Genomic DNA, 18,343 nt, shown 5'->3' with positions numbered 1-18,343 from the left:
TCTTACCTGGGAGCCGCAGCACGGCCTTTGCGTGCAAGCAGCCGACCAATCGTTGCGGGATGGACATTGAACAGTCGAGCCGCATCTGCCGCAGTTTTCTTCCCCTGCGTGACCATCTTGAGCACCTCAGTCTGTTGCTGAGGCAGCAGCTTTGGTCGACGACCGCCGATACGGCCTTCATCGCGGGCTGATTCCAGACCCACTCGCGTTCGCTCTCGAAGCATGGCTCGCTCGAATTCTGCAAACGAGCCAACCATCTGCATCATCATTCGGCCTGCCGGCGTCGTGGTGTCGATCGCCTCTGTGAGGCTGCGGAAGCCCGCTTTCGCTTCTTGAATTCGCTCCATGAGCGTCAGCACATCTCGTAAGGATCGCGAGAGTCGGTCCAGCTTCCAGACGACAAGCACGTCTCCTTTACGGAGATGATCGAGCAGTCGCTGGAGCTCGGGGCGGTTCCAACGGCCCCCGGTCGTCTTCTCCCGAAAGATTTTCTCGCAGCCTGCCGCCTTCAGGGCAGACGCCTGTGCCGTCGTGTCCTGATCGTTGGTCGAAACCCGTGCGTAGCCGATGAACATAGTTGCGGAAAGGTATCGCCATTGACTTTATCATTGCAATACCTTTTTGCAACTCAAAAAGCTGGGATTCAGCTCAACTCGGAAGTTAGTGCACAAACGTTCGTTTGTGCAAGCCGAAGAACGTCTTCGGCCGCCGCAGCACCCAAACTTCCGATATTGCGACTTCACGAGACGAATGTTGGCTCTCGCTCCATGCTTTCGCTTGAAATAGCTATTTGCCTGCCGCCGCATTCTGCTCTGAGGCATGTTGACGTCCAGGTGGAACTTTACCCTCAGCCTTAAGAGCGTTATCTACCATGTCAAAAACAAAGTCCATCGGAACGGCTCCCTCGAACTTTGCGCCGTTCACGAAAATCGTAGGAGTATGTGTAACGCCAAATTTCTCACCAATAGCGATACTGGCCTTCTCAGGTGTAACGTCTTGCTTCTGGATACAGGCTTTGAGCTTTTCTTCTTCGACATGAAATCGGCGTCCCTCCGCGAGGGTCTCAGCATCAATTTCCTGCTCCGCCAGAGCTAACTTATGTTCTGCACCGCCGTATTCCCCTGCGTGCTCATGGATGCTGTCTACGGCGGCCCAATACGCATCGGGGCTTAAGTAGCCCGCGCAGTCTGTGTCTACAGCGGCCCGCATTGCCCATGGGTGTCCTTCGATTGGAACATTCTGATAGACCACCCGTACTTGCTTCTCATAGCGGCTTGCTAAAGCTGGAAAGAGTTCCTTGTGCAGCCGAGCGCAAAAGGGGCACTCGAGGTCGTCAAAGACGACAACAATCACAGGCGCATCAGGTGGACCTCCACGGGAGGGGCGTCCTTCAGAAGGGACTATGGTTCTCGGATCGCGAGCAATGTCATAGGTCGACAGCTGCGCAAGGCGAGAGCCATCCTTTGAAATCAGAAGGGGGATATCCCCGCTAGCTCCTGTGAGTGCGCTTGCGAAGTGTACAGAGACCTTATTGAATCCAGGGAGTTCGCTCGGTCCCCCCATTTTGAAGGAAAGTGTTGTTGCCGTTGGTAGTTCGACTTTAGAGCGAAGAAGCGCTTCTAAGCGCTGTTGGACTGATGGGGTAAGCTCCCTCGCAGCATCTTGCGCACTGATCGTGGCCAAGCCTAAACTGAGGAGCATCAACGCATACATCGAAACTAGGCGCATGATCTCACTCGCTTTATCGGTGGCTTGGTATGAGAGAAGCTCTTGCCATGTCTACTACGGTGAAAAGCTGGCGAGGATCGGTGACCTCAATCCAGCGGTCTGCGGTCGCCACGATGATGGTCGGGGTATGCGCCACTCCGATATGCCTTGCTAATAGGCAATCCGCATCCACTTGCTTTTCGCAAGAACCTGAACCGTCGAAAACAAAAGGCATTTGCAAGTTGTGGGTTTTAAACCAACGAGCTGTGAACTGCTGAAGGTCGTCACGGCTCGCGATCAGACTTTGATTGGAGAAGACGTCACGACGGTATGTTTCAGCGATCTTCGGCGAGAGCTTATCTTCCAGGTAGCGCGCTTGAATGGCTGCAGTGCGCGACCAGATATGACTTGGAATCAGGTAATCGTGGTGAACACGCGGAATGTTGTACTTCTCCATCGCTGCATGCACGACGGGGGATGCCTGACCGCAGGCATAGCATTCCAAGTCTTCGAACTCGATGATTGCGACCTTGGCTCCGGCTGGAGGCTTGAACAGAGAAGTATCACGAAAGCTCGTCGCGCCCGTAGGAGGAAACGCAGTCTGAGCTACACAAGGAAGTGCTGTGAAGGCTAGCGCAGCAGCCAAGACAAAGCTTTTCATGGCTGAATTGTAGCTTTTCGTTGCTGACGCCTGCAACGGACGACCTGCAACTGGCTCGGACGGGCGGAAATATCGACGTTGCTGACAACACCGACTTGCGAGGAGCAAAAGCTTCTGCACTTATCATCGTTCCTATGCCCATGTGCTGGAAGCACAACACTCGTCTGCTCTTTAGTTCGGTCGCTTTCCTGATGTTCTGCCTGCCCGCGCTCACACAAAACCTATCCGCCGCGCCGGAGGATGAGAAGGCATTGGATGCGGCTACACAAGGGCTTTGCAAGGTCCAGGTCGCCATGCTTGGCGAGATTGCGACCCACGGAGACGGACATACACTGGCTTTCAAGGTTGCTCTTGTCGAACGACTCGTGGATAGGTGTGGATTCGATGCTGTGTTATTTGAGGCAAACCAGGATGAATTCATCCATCTGAATGAACGCATACAGTCGAGAGAAGCGGTGACACCGGATGACCTGCTCACAGCCGTGGGAGGCCTCTGGAAGTTCTACCGTGAGTTCCCGCCGCTCGCTCCTTTTTTGCTTACACATGCGCAGTCTGGAAAGGTCTTCCTTGGTGGTCTCGATGACCAGCTCGGGCTGCTCGGTCAAAACTACGCCAACGATGAAATGATCGCGGGATTCACCAGCTTGCTGCCTTTGCCGGAGCAGCAAAGTTGCAAGGCTGCGTTCCATCGACGCATTTACTCTGACTACCCCGAAGATAAGCCCTACTCGAAGCTAGACCAGTCTCAGTTCGAGACATGCCTTGCCCAAGTGGACGTCGCCGCCCATGCAGATGCAACCCTCACCGGTAGAGCCAAAGAAGACCGGCTGGAGATGATTTCTGCAACCCAACGATGGGTAAGGAGGGATTTCAGTCCCGATGGTGAGAGCATGGCCGACCGCGATCGTTCCATGTTTCAGACTTTTGATTGGCTACAAAGTCGGCTTCCGAAGAAACACAAGACCATCGTTTGGGCAGCAACCGTACACATCGCGAAACAAGCCGACCCCGTTTGGGGTGATCGTGCAGGAACGAATCTTGGCTCCTTCATCTCCCGTGAATACGGGAACCGCGCAAGCTCACTGGGCTTCTCTGCTTTGGACGGTTCGTTCCGGCAAGGGAAAGGAAAGTTCCCGGCGATCCCTGTTTCGCCCGCAGATTCAGTAGAGGTGAAGGCTCTACGAGGAACCACTGCCAGTGCTGTCTACGTTGGCTCAAAGCAACTCGCGGTTATGGGGACACGTCCCGGAGCATTCTTTTACCATTCGTATCAGACACTCGGATGGTCCAAATTTTTGGACGGTGTTGTGGTATTTCGGACCGAGCACCCACCCACCGATATGAGATAGGTACCAATAAACGCATCTCACGCCAGTTTGCCCGCTCGCCTCAATTCGCTAGCGTACGATTTTTGACGTTTGGTGTAGGGACCCCGATAACGGAGTAATCTGCAACCTTCAGTGGTGAAGGGTTCGCCTGCATCTGATGCCAATCTATTGTTGGACTTGACCGACGAACCTCGTATAGGCCGCCGTGTCAACCGTTATCACGCCTCCAAACCACAGGATCTTGTGGGACCACAAAATCCTGTGGCGACGGGTACATCTCCTCCGTCTATTTTTCAATAACTTCCGGGTGGCATCGGGATTGCTATTCGATAGCAACATAACCGCATGTGCCGGGACGCGCCCTATATTGGCAGTTATTCCCGGTACAGGGTGTTGATATCACCCATATTTCCTGAGAGAGGTCCATGTTCAGACGATCATAGTGATCGCCTGAAACACAGAACCCGAAACGGTCGAACGGAATGCTTGCTCCATATATTGGGGAACTCCCAGCTTCGCGCAGTCGAGCTTTACGCAGAGGTTAGCTAATGAGCGGCATTGGACGAAAGTTACGGACCATCCGTAGACAACGAAATCTTTCACTCCGGCAGGTGGAAAAGCTTACCGGGACAATTGCGGATAGGTATGGCGATACGTCGCGGAGAATCTCCGCCAGTTGGCTTGGCAGAATCGAACGCGAGCGTCACTCGATCACGCACAAGCGATTGCAATCGCTGTTAGCGGTTTACGGAGTGTCACACGAGGAACTCACCGACGAGGTCATTCCCAATGACATGGGCACCCAGGCATTGCATTTCCAGTTTCCCGCCATGCCTGCTGCAATTCTGAAGGATTTGACTGATTTCGGAGATCCACTCTTGCCACCAGAGAATTGGTTAGCCTACTTTCCCGTTACAACTCTTTTACCCTCGCTTTCACAGCATGGCCGGGAAGACCAACCGTCTGGTGCCAGGCGCTCGCGTGGTCCAAAATCGCTGTTCGGCATCCTCGGAGCGAACGACACCACGCTTGTCCCATTTGTGCAGCCAAGAGCGGTGGTCGAGATCGATCCTTCCCTTCGGACGATCAAGCGAGGGAAGACCTTTCACTCGATCTTTGACCGTCCTATCTATTTTCTTCGCTCACACGATGGTTATCATTGCGGCTGGTGTGAGCTGGACATGAAACAGGAGTGGCTCACACTGGTGCCTTCTGCCGTGACCGGAGTGTCGCACCAAAGATGGCGATACAGGCAAGAGGTAGAGATCGTGGGCATGGTTAGTCGTGTGCTGACTCGGTTTGGGTTTCCCAAAAGTCTCATCTTTGACCGCCTTTCCCCTGTAGGACAATCGAATTCGACCTGAAATCACCCCGCTTTCCAAGCGGGCATGACGCGAGGCGATCGACAGCTGTCGCAAGCGTCGAGAATTAGTAGGCTCACTCAGTGCGCTGAATCCGGACGGCTGATTCTTCCGCGCACGGCCGAGTTGGGCCGCGAAAGAAGAACTAAGTGAAATTTCTGCGGATAGTCCGACGTTGAAGACATTGTCAGTGGCGCCGCAGATCAATCGGCAAAGATAGGTTTCCATGCAGAGCAAGAATCCACTGGACCTCAACATACTCATCGTCGTCATTGCACAGGAAGGCAATTTCATCCGGGCCTCGAAGAAGCTGGGTATTACACCACCCTCACTCACCAGAAGGGTCTCGTCTCTTGAGAGGAGCATCGGAGTGAAGCTTTTTGATCGATCAACGCGAAACGTGCAACTGACCACGGCGGGAAGACTTTTCGTGCAGGAGTCATCTCTTTCCCTGATGCATGCTGAGCGGGCTTGGGATCTTGCTCGATTTCAAGCACAGATAGAAATTGGCCCCTACCGTATAGGCTATTCACCGTATACCCATAGTGCGTTCTTGCCGCTCCTCAATGGTTTGAGTCCAGTGCGTCGTCCCGGGGATGAGCCTTCCGCGATCGTGCTGGAGGCTGCGAATACGCTGGAGTTAGTAGAACGTGTCCTTCGGGGAAGACTTCATGCTGCATTGGGCGTCGGTCCAATTTCGGATCGCGACCTGTGGGTGCAGCGTGTTGGCCGGGAAGGATTCTCGGTCTGCTTGCCGAGGAATCATCGATTGGCCCCGAAGGCGGCCGTTACGGTGCACGATCTCGACCGCGAGATGGTCTTCTGGATGCCTCGATCATTGCAGCCTCGCTACTATGCACGAGTCATGAAGTATATCGGCAGTCTCGGAGTGCAACCCCTCTTCCGAGAAGTCAAAAGCGAGGCTCACGCTCTCGAATTCGCGGCCCACGGCTTCGGAATCGCTCTATTACCTCGCTCCGCTGCACATATCACCCATGCAGGCACTGTCTTCAAGCCATTGACCGATCGTTACCTAGGAATCGAAACTGTGCTCTTCATGCGACGCGATCAGAGGTATGGCGATCTCAAGGATCTCGTCGATGATCTCTTCTCGCGGCTTTCGGCTCTCAAGATTGAAATTAGCTAGCGACGTGCGGCTCTCCACCTAGAACGTTCCGACCGTATCGCTAAGTTGCAGTGTCCGGTACAGTCGTGCCATTGCTGAGTATATGAAGAAGATTAGCAGTATGAATGCTCGCGCAACGAGGATCAGAGGAATCCCCAGCGACGTGAGCAATATGAACCATATTTTCTCGCCCAGAGCGGAGTAGCATGCTCGCGCACAAGAAATCCAACCTCCCCCTTTCACCAACCATTTCGATGCACCGCAGGAGTATCCCGATGAAACAACCTAGACTCGCTCTATGTGTTATCGCTATTTCGCTGCTTGCCACCACCGGTGCGCAGGCCCAGGCTACCCGCACCTGGGTTTCAGGAGTGGGGGATGATGCAAACCCCTGCAGCCGTACGGCACCATGCAAAACGTTCGCAGGAGCCATCTCAAAGACTGCTACAGGTGGGGAAATTGATGCCCTTGACCCTGGAGCATTTGGTACCGTTACCATCACCAAAGCCGTTACGATCGATGGTGGCGGACAGTTAAGTGGAATCATAGCGTCCAACACCAATGCGATCATCATCACCGCCCCCGCCACTGATGTCGTGACGCTTCGAAACCTCGCCATTCAAGGCGTAGGTACCGGACTGGATGGCATCCGAATGACTTCTGGAAAGACACTTCACATTGAACACTGTACGATTGCAAACTTTACTCTGAACGGCATCAATATTATTGCGGGTGCGAATGCGCAGGTCTTTATCAACGACACGATAAGTCAAGACAATACGGGTAATGGTCTTAACATCATGGGCACAGGTGGCATTGTGCGGGCGAATATCGCTAACTCCCATTTTTCGAATAATGGAAACGGAATATTTTCCGGCGATTTCAGCAGAACGGCCGTGCGGGACAGCGATGCCAACGGCAATGCGTCGGCAGGCTTCACTGTGGTGGGTAATGGTGGAAGTGCGACGATGAGTATCACTAATTCGACGGCAGCGAATAATCTCGGAACAGGGATACAGTCGGGTGGAGGAGGATCTGTATCCTCAATCCGCGCGACGAACGTGTCTCTCTTCAGCAATACTGTTGGATTCGCGATCGGAACGAATGGGACAATCTCATCTTTTGGAAACAACGCGAATCCCGGCAGTGGGATACCCAATGCGACGATCCCACTGCAGTAACGAAAAGGACAACGATGTTCATGGTAGTCGTGCACTTGCGCTGCCCGGTTGGCAGCGCAAGTCATTCCATTTCCACCATAGAGGGTTAATACTCAGATCGGAAATAGAACAGATGGTGCTGGATTTTCCGGGCGGGCAACGAAATCTGTGGCGTTGCTCACTAGAACGTGGTCTGATGTGTGAACTTTATGAAAGTACTTATAGATGCAACGGCGATCACTAAGAATAAAGCCGGTGTCGGTGTGTATGCCAAGAATCTCATTCAAGAATTACAGGGCCTTAATAGGCCGTTGCATCTATATATCTTGGCACAGGACGACGATCCGGATCTCGATCATAGCGACTGTCCGAATGTCACAATGATTTGGATACCTGCAAAGTTGTTCCGAAAATTGCCAGCTCGATTTCTACTTGAGCAATTCGGCATTCCTCTCTTACTGCTTAAATTTCGCATCCACGTAATTCACTCTTTGAACTATTCGTTTCCCCTCGTTCGCTTTGCCGCGAAGCAAGTTGTGACCCTGCACGACATGACGTTCTTCAATATGCCCGAGGTCCATGTTCCATTCAAAGTGCTATATTTTCGGTTATTCATTCGCGCGGCGGTTCGCTTCGCCGATGCGCTCGTGTTCGTTTCGCACTCTGCGCAGCGTGACTGCATTGCCCGCTTGGGTTCTCCGAAGGGTTCGATCTCTGTCATCCATCATGGAGCGAGCCAGGCTTTTCGCTCCGACCTCAGTGCCGATTCCATCAAACGAGCCAGGGAAAAATATGGCTTGCCAACTGATTTTATCCTTCACGTCGGTACGATAGAACCTAGGAAAAATCTGAATCGACTCGTCGAGGTATTTGCACTTCTTTCCCAATGCCATCCCGAGCTAGTTCTGGTACTTGTGGGAATGCGAGGGTGGATGTGCAATTCTCTCTTCGCGAGAATTCGTCATTTAAATCTTGAATCTCGGGTGATCTTTACCGGTTTCATCGCCGAGGCGGACAAACCGTTGCTCATGTCCGCAGCTAGGGTCTTTGTTTATCCATCCCTCTACGAGGGTTTTGGACTTCCAGTACTTGAGGCACTTGCTTGCGGTGTCCCTACGGTCGCTAGTAACAGATCATCGTTGCCCGAAGTGGCAGGTCAAGCCGCACTCTTGGTTGATCCTACCAACGAACCCGAGATTCTACGAGCAATAGAGGAGCTCCTGTCGAACTCTACTCTGCGGCAACAATTGCGCGAGGAAGCAATACAGCAAGCTGCCAAATTCACATGGTGTGAAGCCGCGATCCTGACTGCCAATCTTTATAAAGACACGTTAGCTGATGGCCATGAATATCCCAAGGGTGCCTACCCATTACGTTTTGGTTGAATGGGCAAGCTTATATGTGCTGTTTCGGGAATGGCGTAGGGTACTTCTGGAATAATCAAAAGATCGACATTGCAGTCACACACAAATCTGCTTTATTCGTTGCCTGCCGCGCTGAAAGCACCAAATACCTCCTAAGAGAGAACATACGAAGATGAGCAAAATGAAAGCAGCGGATAATTGTGGAATCTGGGGTTGTATGCCGGCCCAAATTAAAACGTCAACAAAAATGAATAAGGCCATGGTGGAACGCACGCCGCCTCTTGGAAGAGGTAGAAGTCGGTGCGCAACGACCGCAATCAATAACAATTCCACAATGTATGCCGCCAGGGTTGCATAAGCCGCGCCAGTCATACCGTATGTGGGAACCCAAACAAGGTTTAATACAATATTGAGCGCGAGCGCTACCCCGCTGACAATACTCACTAGGGGGGTACGTCTCGCTTGAATAACAGAGAGCTGAAGGAGCGCGAAGAGGGAGTGACAGAGATAGGCACCCAGTACAACGGGCACCAACTTCGCTACGGGCCAGTAAGGTGTGGCAAAGAACCATCGTATACAAAGCGGTGCGAGTAAGACGCCAGCGACTGCCACTAACGAAAGTATGATGACAATATCCGTGAGAATCTCCGCAATGGACTTGCGATCTCCCTCACCCTGACGAAGCATGGAATAGAACAACGGAGTCCAAGCTCGGGTAAGCGAAGCTGTGAACAACGTCATGATCATTCCGATGTTATAAGCGAGCGCATACAAACCGACTTCGCTAAGTGGACGGTAATGTTGAAGGATGAAACGGTCGGCGACCACTAGAGCAACTGCCATCAGAGCATGTGGAATGAGCGGAACGGAGATTCTGAGGGTCTCCTGAGCGTAGGTCCAACGAGGGCGAGAATGGATTCTGGTTTTCGAGAACCAGATCGCAACCACGAGGGTGGCGAAGGCTCCGAGGGCACGAGCGATGAGCAGGCCCATGATACCGTGGCGCATCCACACTACTAAACAGAACGTAAGAATGCTACTAGAGAGCGATTGTAAGGCCACAAAACCGCTGTATGCAAAGGCCCGTTCCTGGCACTGGTAAATCACCAAACAACATTGAAGCAGTTGCGAAGCGATTGCGGTGAAGATCGGAAGAGCAAGGTAGGGGAAAAAGTGAACTCTCCAAGAAGGGGCGATCAGAGAAGTCGCGAATGGACCAAGTACAAACGAAACGATGAGGGCTACACCAGCTGCGGCTATAGCGAGATATTTCACGGTGCCGATATAGCTATCCAGATTTTCAGCATCACCAGCGAAGTGGAAGTAAAGGCGGCGGCTTCCCGTTTCCAGAGCTAAGCCACCGAGAATGCCAACAACGACCCCGACGCTCTCTACGATGCTGACAACCCCATAATCTTTAGGAGGAAGATAACGGGAATAGATGGCAAAGAGGATAAAACCTAATGCCCTCAAAGCAAAGTTGGCGATTCCATAAATGCTAGATCCGCGTGCGAGCCGCCTTCTCATTGAAGGGACAATCGAAGATTCATCCTCATACGGGCGATGAACCATCATTCAGCCAATGCTTGGCGAATGGCCAAGGAATAGGTTTCCAGCAGCGAATCGATCGAGGCGAGTACATCTTTGAGATCGTCCAATAAGAGGAAATCCTCCCGGTGGAGGCTGCCGGGATCAAAGAGTGAAGGAGAGGAACTCCGTCCGAGCCAATCACGATAGAGCTCAGCTCCCTTGCCGCCTCCGCTGATGTAGTCAAGATTCGCGGATCGACAACCCAACATAAGACCCATAATGAAGCCATGCATCCGTGTGGACAGAACATATTCTGCTGGAAGTAGAGCATTGATAATGCCCATCACTGTGGTCGCCGGCAAAGGGTGGATGGGGATGTCCAAATCGCGCGCAATGGCGGATGCTACCCGATTTGCGAGCATGGAGTCCGGAGCACTCACATGCTCACAAGTTGAGAACGGCATGACCTCTTCTATATGGGTCCACTTCTCGAGCGAGAGAGCATGATTCAGGACCATCTCAGAGACGTCGTCGTCCGAGATAACACGATCGGCCACGCAGTCAGAGCCGATCCTACGAGTGTTAATTGCAAGTAATCGTTTTTTGGCGCCCACCAGGGGCTCAATAAAAGGCATGCAGAGAAACGCTGGGTCAAGTGCGACGCTAAAGGGTGATTTCGTCGCGGATATGAAGTTCGATGAGGGTTTGTTGCGAATGACAGCGGTATCTGCAAGCGAAACCATCGCTTCAACTATTGAAATTGGTCCGGCTTTCCGGAGCGGTCCGAGCCCGCATCCGGCAATCATAATACGCGCTCCAACTCGATGCGCACACTGAAACCAGAGATGCCATTTAGTGAGCTCGGGATCGTCCATAATTGGTCCTCCTCCAAGAATGAGAAGGTCCCCTCTGGCTATGGTGTAGATCTTCTCTTCCCCGACAACGCAAACGTTCTTTTCGATGAAATGAGCAAGAGGAGCGGAATCTGGTGTTAGACTCAATAGCTCTTGAAGACCAAGTAAGCCAGCTTCGGTTGTAGCTATCTCCGTACTCAGTAAATAGACAGGCCGCCCAGGGGATACCGCGAACAACACACGCAAAAGGCCAAGCTGGATTAAGTGATTTCCTACGGTTTCGGTGCCATAACGGCTAAAAATGAGAGTCTCGGGCTGGGCCTTGGAAAGGCCCGAATTGGGAAGATTCGTCCAAGTTCTCGCGATTTTATATGATTTCCAACGAAAAGCCGCATCGAGATATCGCCCGTGGACGGACGGAAACGTTTTGAGGACGGTCTTGAATTTCTTTAGGATCTTTCGCATAGTATTCGAGCCGGGTGACAGGTTTGTCTGTACGCCTCATAATTAGCCGAGCTCGAAACAAGGCTCGGCATCTGAATGGAAGTTAGGAAAATGTCTTCGGTCGACTTCTTTTCAAACCAATTTGTTCAGCGAGTGTACAGGGTACGGACCAGTATGATCTCAAACGAGAAGGCCCCTCACATAAAGCTTTTATTTGTCGTTCGATTCCAGAACACGCATGTTCTGAGATGAGCGATTTTGATCGTGTTATCTTCGGAAACTGCGTTATATTGATTTCGCCCCAGTTTGGGGCGGTCCTGCGAGCGAAAATGCTTTTGAGGACCAACCTCAGTTAAGTTAGCCAGGTTTCTGCTTGAAAGCTCCTGTAAGTCATATATCGCTGTAAACAAGGTAGTGTTCGATTGAACAGGTCCACCATTAGTTTCTCTCTCATCGTTGCGACGTTAGGGCGCACTTGCGAGTTGGCAAAACTGCTTAGATCACTTGAGGAACAAACATACCAGAACTTTGAAGTTGTTATCGTGGATCAAAATGCGCCAGGATTTCTAATTGAGAGTCTCGAGCCATTTCAATTGAGCTTCCCGATTCTGCATGTGCGATCACCTTCCGGTTTGTCGGCAGCACGGAATGTTGGACTTGACCATGCCATTGGCCAAATCATTGCATTTCCTGATGATGACTGCTGGTATGCGTCGGATGTGTTGGAAACTGTGGCCAATCTTCTGATGCTCCATTCCGATTGGGCGGGTCTTACAGGCAGGCTCGTCGACCCAACTGAAACAAAAGGCTATCCGTGGTATGACTCCGCAAGTGGGAGAATCAAACTGAGCAACGTGTGGCATCGGTCGTCTAGCGTCACGATTTTTCTGCGCCGCACTGCAACGCAGATGAACGGATATTTTGATACGAATCTAGGACGGGGCTCCGCCACCGGAATGCTGGGAGCGGAAGATTCTGAGTACCTAATCCGAATAATGAAACTTGATTTGATCTTGTACTACTGCGCTGAGATATGCATTTTTCATGAAGCATTGCCTAATCACGATGAAAAGCGAATCGCCGTTGTATTTGGGGAAGGAAGATCATTCGGATATGTTTTGCGAAAATACAATTATCCTCTCCCCTACGCGCTGCAGACTTGGATCCGAGCCTTAGGTGGAACGGCGCAGTCACTGCTCTTTGGCAACACCCTGCAAATGCGATTTTACTGGAACTCCTTTAAGGGGCGGATCCGCGGCTGGTTTGAATATCCACCTCATGGCGTCAATGCCGGCAAGAAAATGGAAAGCGGAAGAGCTTTCAGACAGACGGACGGCGCTAGGCCAAAACAGGCATCCATCTCGGAAGACTTAAGAGGGCGCTCTGACACGCATTCAAAGCGTCAATGAAACGCGTATTGTTCATCATGTCGGACCTGGCTGGAGGCGGCGCAGAGCGATCGTTACTCGAACTTCTTAATCGTTTAGACCGTCGCCGTATCGAGCCAAGCTTATTTCTTCTGCGAAGAACTGGGATTCACCTGGATCGTGTCCCAGCAGATGTCAGATTGTCCTGGGGTTCTGAGAACGGGGCAAGGATTCGGTATCAGCTACCATCGATTTTAGCCAGGGCAATTACGGAGGGCAGTCGCGCGGATACGATCGTTGGGGCAATGGAGACATTCCCATCCTATGTCGCATGGATCGCAGCGAGCATATTAGGGATCCCACTTGTCGGCTGGATTCGAACCGATCTCGATATTTACTTGCAATCCCTTCCAAGTTGGCATTCGATGGTGTCGAAGCTAATGTATCCACAATTTGCCGCTGTAGTTGTCCCATCGAGTGGCAGTTCACTTGCAGCAGATCGAATCACTACTATTCGCTGCTCAAAGAAACATCTTATCCACAATCCCGTGAATCTTGAAGAAGTGAGGGAGATGGCAACAGCGTGCGTATCCCCTGAAATGAATGAATTGCTGACAAAACCTTTCATCCTTGGAGTCGGTCGTCTTCAAAACGATCAGAAAGGATTCGATCTCCTCGTTCAAGCGCATGCCGAGGTACGCTCCCGCGGTGTGGATCATAGACTCGTGATACTTGGTGATGGAAGGGATCGCCTTCGTCTCCAGCAGCTGGCCCATTCTCTAAACGTGGAAGATTCGGTATTTTTACCAGGCTACCAACATAATCCATTTCCATTTTTCAAAGCTGCTAAGGCACTCGCCGCACCTGCACGTCTGGATGGGTTTGGCCGTGTCTATCTCGAAGCCATGGCACTTGGTCTGCCCGTGATCGGTTCGCCGGCATCGGGGCCAACAGAAATCCTGGAACAGGGACGGTACGGCATCATAGTGCCATTTGGAAATATTGAGGCTCTCGGACACGCAATGTCCTCTCTCCTGACCGATGTTGACATTCATGCACACTATTCGCGGCTTTCATTTGAACGTGCTGCTCAATACCAGCCAGAAAAAATAGCCAGGCAGTGGGATGAGGTTTTGTGCAACGTACAAATCAGAGGATAGGCACCCTGTTCCCGAGGCAAGAGGCAATCCACATCTACGCTCGTCTTTTCTCTTGCAACTTATTCCTGAAGCAACCGAGGCTTTCACGGAGGGGGCTGTATCGCTGGCAGCCGCGCCGCACCTCATCGCCCGTTTAATCCATGAGTGGCAAGCCAAGGCCTTCGAACCGGTTCCGGCGTGCCAGTTTGTGCGCTTGACCCCGTCCCGTGTCCCTAGGGAATAAAAGGGCACATTAGTGTGCACCTCGAGATTTGAGGCCCTTTTCCGATATCCACTGTTGCGTAGACACGAGCTATTTCCGGTCCCACAATTGCCCAGAACCCAGAATGTGGAAGCTTCTTCCCTATTCGCCGAGTGCGTTGCGATTTATCACGACCCGACAAGCGAATGGGAAAACGGTGCTCGGGAAACTTGGGAGTTAACCTAATTCCGTCTTTACGCACATCGGGCCGACGCTTCATGAAGCATCGCGCCGCAATTGAAATACATGGATGTTAGGCCAAGAAAGCTTGAGAACTTATGCATAGCTGCGTTGCAGTTTCGCTCAATCGCCCAAAGTCTCAGTTGTCAAAATGAAGCCTTTATATGGTGGAATGTTTTTATTCAATTCACTATAAAGCTAAACCGCTATAGATCCAAAGTTAATCAAAAAGAGAACAAAACTTTTGACGATCGACAGTGTTTACTTTCTTGAAACATTATTTCTCCAAGCCTAAGCTGAGGTTTTTCATGGTTTTGCGGGTTAAATATCTGATCGTTACCATTGCACTCTTGTTTTCTGTCGCCTCTTTTTTGGAGCGACCGGCCTATGGTTACGTGGATCCAGGTTCAAGTCTGTTGGTGTTTCAGAGTGTCAGTGCCTTTGTCACGGGCGCACTCTACTATTTTCGACGCCGCTTGAAAGCGCTATTTATCAAACCTAAAACTGAGAGCGGAGAGTCTGGAGCTTCTCTTTGAGTGCTGGAGCAACTCTGCCTCTGCTCGCTACGTTCCGTGATCCCGCAGGCAGTTTAGAAATTCGCCCGGATGGAGTCTATCGCTCGGTGCGGGCTCCACATGACGCAGAAGTACAGGCTTTTCTAGATCTGCCGCTTGCGCGAGACCTAGTGAGATCCGGACGGTTGATTGCAAGTGAGATCATCTCGCGCGACGCCGCTTCGCAGATGCTTCTCATGAGCCATCCATTGATCTTCTTTTCATCATACCCATGGGAATGGCCGCCTGTTTCGTGGCGGGCCGCGGCAGAGCTAACCCTGGCCCTTTGCCGAGATCTTCTAAAAGAAGGTTGGATATTGAAGGATGCAACTCCGCTCAACGTTCTCTTTCGGGGAGCCGATCCAATTTTTGTCGATGTGCTTTCCATTCAGCGAGTCAATTGGGACCAACCGGTATGGCACGCGTACGGACAGTTCATCCGCACGTTTCTTCTGCCCATGCTTGCAAATACGAAACTAGGCTGGCCACTTCAGGCTACCCTGATACGGCGAGACGGCTATGAACCAGAGAATATCTTTTCAGCTCTTCCTTGGTATACACGCATACAGCAACCTGCGCTTTCCTCCGTTACCCTTCCGGTGCTCTTCGCAAAGTTTACCAGTTCTGTAAAAGTCGGGGAGAAAGCCAATTTTCTCAAAGAACCTGATGTTGTGAAGGAGATTCTTCTAAAATCTCTATGCCGCCTGGAGGCACAGATCAGGAGAATTTCGTTCACCTCAAACTCCTCTCACTGGTCTGACTATACTGATACCTCTTCTCATTACAACGATGAAGACCATTCCAATAAGCGGAGTTTCGTTGCTCGTGCTTTGAGTAGAAGTAATTCTTTGCGAGTGCTCGATGTTGGATGCAATACCGGAACTTATTCTCTTCTTGCTGCAGAATTGAATGCGGAAGTAGTGGCCATCGACAGCGACCCACAGACAGTTGACCGCCTATCCAGAAAAGGGGCAAAGAACGTACTCCCTCTTTGCATAGATCTTGCTTTTCCCACGCCAGCGATCGGTTGGGAAAACCGAGAATATCCATCTTTTCTGAGTCGTTGCGACGGAAAGTTCGATACGGTCATGATGCTCGCGGTGCTGCATCATCTGCTGCTCAGCAGTCAGATTCCGCTGGATCATATCGCGAGGCTTTGCAATCGCCTGACGACCGATTGCTTGATTGTGGAATGGGTGCCTCCAACAGACGCGAAATATGTCGAGATCATGCGCGGACGCGAAACCATCTACAACCACATCACCGAATCCGCCTTTCGAAAAGCATTTGCTGCGTACTTCGGCGTCACCGATGAACTCACCTTAGCGAATGGTCGCATACTGTTTCACCTGAAAAGGCGCCCTGCATGAGGTTGTTGCTGCACCCGGCAGCTAGCGCCCTCGGACTTTCTGTTCTTTTCTGCCTGCCGCTGATTGGCCCGTTGATTAGTCCAGCGCATTTAATGGTTTATCACAGCAGCGGTTCCGTAGGGTCAATCTTTGCTGGAGTTCTCCTAGACATAATCGTCCTATGGGCTACTTTGACTGGGCTATTTCTTATAGTCCAGAGATTACCCAGATTTTTTCTGGGAGTGTGGCTTGTATTAATTGCGATGGGCCCTTGGACCCTGTTGAAGATCGGGGCGAAGATGCAAGCCTGGTTGATGCCTCATTGGGTAAGCCGAACCTTATTCTTCGGATCCGCCTTCTGCCTGCTGTCTATGACGATGTGTTGGCGGTCATCTTTCGTGCCGCTATTCCAGCGAATACAGAGTTTAGCAGCAACACTATTGGGCTTTACCGCAATCTTTGGTGCTATCACTATCAGTCAGCTGCTTTGGTGTTTTTGGCAAGCTCGCGACTTGAACACACCGATTTCACTACATCATCAACCCGTTGAGATGACACGCTCCAAAGCAGGATCGAAGCCAAGGATCATTTGGATACTGCTCGATGAACTTTCTTATGAGCAAATCTATGAACATCGATTTGAAGGGTTGAATCTGCCTACTTTTGACAATATTGCCCAACAATCGACCGTCTTCACACATGTCGTTCCTGCTGGAATACTAACCGAGAACGTGGTTCCCTCATTAATAGCTGGATCACCGGTGGATCATATCCGCTCTTCTGTAGACGGCGCCAGACTCTCATCCCACGATCCGATTTTCAACCACTGGCACCTATTTAATCAGCATGGAACGATCTTTCAGGACGCTCTGCATGCAGGCTACAGCACGGCCGTTGCTGGATGGTACAACCCATATTGTAGGATTCTTTCCGAAGTCATAGATCGCTGCTACTGGACGTCTCACCAGCTAACGCCTACAGGATTGATCGGGGAAGCTTCTGTCACCGCAAACGCCATTGCGCCGCTACAAGATTCCTTAGAATCTATAGCCAGGCTTTTCGCTTCGCGAAACAACAAGCGTGCGCTGGATGATCAAGGAACTGAGTTTCATATCAGTGATTATCGCGAACTCCTCGAGGCTGGCGATGAATTGCTGAACGATTCTTCCAGCGAGTTTCTCTTTCTACATATGCCGATTCCGCATCCTGGTGGGATCTATAATCGCAAAACGGGTGGATTCGCACTGAATGAGGGTTCGTACATCGACAATCTTGCGCTTGCGGATCAGTATCTTGGACATGTCTATAAATTACTGAAGCAGCGCAATGAATGGGATTCTTCCACGATTTTAATCATGGGAGATCACTCCTGGCGAACCCAGTTATTATGGGTCGAATCTGCACTATGGACTGCTGAGGATCAGGTCGCAAGTCATGGAGGCCAGTTTGATGATAGACCCGCATACATCGTCAAAATACCCCAGCAGAAACAGCCTTTCCGCATCGAGACGCCCTTTTCTGCCATTCGAACTCGTGCGCTACTTCAAGGCATCCTCAATGGCCAAATCCATTCGACTGAAGGTCTTGCGGCCTTTGCCAGGCAGTAGGAAGCCCTATAAAAGGGTCTATTCTGAAGGGTCATGGTGCGGATCAGAACTTCAGTCTAAACGTATACGATCTACCCTTAGGGCATCTCAGAAAAACCTAGTTTCATTTCCTCTATAGTAATGCTGAGCTATCCTGGTGACATAGCATAGTCATTCCCAGGGGATCTCCCACGAGTACGTGTCCGGCTCATGGCGTCGACTATGTGCTCGAAACAATGGCACTCATTACCTCCGTCAGAGGCAGAAGGATCCGCCCGCACTAGGTGTTTAGTCCCGGCATTTGATGGATTGGGTTGAGAGTAAATCTGTCAGGGGTTTGAGTCCAGAGTTTGCAGAGGTATTCATAGGGC

The 18,343-nt window shown here is 51.3% G+C and carries 14 protein-coding genes; 9 read left to right on the top strand and 5 right to left on the bottom strand.

Annotated elements, in window-relative coordinates; translation table 11 throughout:
* Positions 1-2 precede the first annotated feature (2 nt).
* The 3 genes from HB393_RS24320 to HB393_RS24310 all read right to left on the bottom strand — a co-directional run bounded on the left by HB393_RS24320 (position 3) and on the right by HB393_RS24310 (position 2,488).
* The gene (locus HB393_RS24320) at positions 3-575 is read right to left on the bottom strand and encodes a recombinase family protein (RefSeq protein WP_213807822.1); all 573 of its coding nucleotides are present in this window, start codon (positions 573-575) and stop codon (positions 3-5) included.
* A 211-nt stretch (positions 576-786) separates the two neighbouring features.
* Positions 787-1,728, bottom strand: coding sequence for a thioredoxin domain-containing protein (locus HB393_RS24315; RefSeq protein ID WP_213807821.1), 942 nt, complete (start codon positions 1,726-1,728; stop codon positions 787-789).
* Positions 1,729-1,741: 13 nt separating this feature from the next.
* On the bottom strand, positions 1,742-2,488 hold the full coding sequence (locus HB393_RS24310; protein WP_213807820.1) for a thioredoxin domain-containing protein: 747 nt from the start codon (positions 2,486-2,488) through the stop codon (positions 1,742-1,744).
* 173 nt (positions 2,489-2,661) lie between these two features.
* On the opposite strand from HB393_RS24310, the gene HB393_RS24305 reads away from it, so the two are divergent.
* The 5 genes from HB393_RS24305 to HB393_RS24285 all read left to right on the top strand — a co-directional run bounded on the left by HB393_RS24305 (position 2,662) and on the right by HB393_RS24285 (position 8,728).
* A complete protein-coding gene (locus HB393_RS24305) occupies positions 2,662-3,717 on the top strand; it encodes an erythromycin esterase family protein (protein ID WP_213807819.1) in 1,056 nt (351 codons plus the stop codon).
* Positions 3,718-4,244: 527 nt separating this feature from the next.
* Complete coding sequence (locus HB393_RS24300) at positions 4,245-5,060, top strand: helix-turn-helix transcriptional regulator (protein WP_213807818.1); 816 nt, start codon at positions 4,245-4,247, stop codon at positions 5,058-5,060.
* Positions 5,061-5,283: 223 nt separating this feature from the next.
* Complete coding sequence (locus HB393_RS24295) at positions 5,284-6,204, top strand: LysR family transcriptional regulator (RefSeq protein ID WP_213807817.1); 921 nt, start codon at positions 5,284-5,286, stop codon at positions 6,202-6,204.
* Between the two features lie 254 nt (positions 6,205-6,458).
* Positions 6,459-7,364: a right-handed parallel beta-helix repeat-containing protein gene (locus HB393_RS24290; protein ID WP_213807816.1), complete on the top strand. Its 906-nt coding sequence runs from the start codon at positions 6,459-6,461 to the stop codon at positions 7,362-7,364.
* A 188-nt stretch (positions 7,365-7,552) separates the two neighbouring features.
* Positions 7,553-8,728 carry a glycosyltransferase family 1 protein gene (locus HB393_RS24285; RefSeq protein ID WP_213807815.1) on the top strand — a complete coding sequence of 392 codons (1,176 nt, stop codon included), beginning with the start codon at positions 7,553-7,555 and terminating at the stop codon, positions 8,726-8,728.
* A 75-nt stretch (positions 8,729-8,803) separates the two neighbouring features.
* On the opposite strand, the gene HB393_RS24280 is transcribed toward HB393_RS24285, so the two are convergent.
* Both HB393_RS24280 and HB393_RS24275 read right to left on the bottom strand, forming a co-directional pair.
* Positions 8,804-10,282, bottom strand: coding sequence for an oligosaccharide flippase family protein (locus tag HB393_RS24280; protein ID WP_213807814.1), 1,479 nt, complete (start codon positions 10,280-10,282; stop codon positions 8,804-8,806).
* Positions 10,279-11,556, bottom strand: a complete 1,278-nt coding sequence (locus tag HB393_RS24275; protein ID WP_213807813.1) for a polysaccharide pyruvyl transferase family protein — start codon at positions 11,554-11,556, stop codon at positions 10,279-10,281. The genes HB393_RS24280 and HB393_RS24275 overlap by 4 nt, the downstream gene beginning before the upstream one ends.
* Positions 11,557-11,957: 401 nt before the next feature.
* Between HB393_RS24275 and HB393_RS24270 the strand changes: the two genes are divergently transcribed.
* The 4 genes from HB393_RS24270 to HB393_RS24255 all read left to right on the top strand — a co-directional run bounded on the left by HB393_RS24270 (position 11,958) and on the right by HB393_RS24255 (position 17,993).
* The gene (locus tag HB393_RS24270; RefSeq protein WP_255551576.1) at positions 11,958-12,944 is read left to right on the top strand and encodes a glycosyltransferase family 2 protein; all 987 of its coding nucleotides are present in this window, start codon (positions 11,958-11,960) and stop codon (positions 12,942-12,944) included.
* Positions 12,941-14,062, top strand: a complete 1,122-nt coding sequence (locus HB393_RS24265; protein ID WP_213807811.1) for a glycosyltransferase — start codon at positions 12,941-12,943, stop codon at positions 14,060-14,062. The genes HB393_RS24270 and HB393_RS24265 overlap by 4 nt, the downstream gene beginning before the upstream one ends.
* A gap of 953 nt (positions 14,063-15,015) precedes the next feature.
* Positions 15,016-16,407, top strand: coding sequence for a class I SAM-dependent methyltransferase (locus HB393_RS24260; protein WP_213807810.1), 1,392 nt, complete (start codon positions 15,016-15,018; stop codon positions 16,405-16,407).
* Positions 16,408-16,826: 419 nt separating this feature from the next.
* A complete protein-coding gene (locus HB393_RS24255) occupies positions 16,827-17,993 on the top strand; it encodes a sulfatase-like hydrolase/transferase (RefSeq protein ID WP_213807809.1) in 1,167 nt (388 codons plus the stop codon).
* The last annotated feature ends 350 nt before the right edge of the window (positions 17,994-18,343 follow it).

Source organism: Granulicella sp. dw_53 (genome assembly GCF_018449545.1).
Taxonomy (GTDB): Bacteria; Acidobacteriota; Terriglobia; order Terriglobales; family Acidobacteriaceae; genus Edaphobacter.
This window is presented reverse-complemented; position numbering and strand designations above follow the sequence as displayed.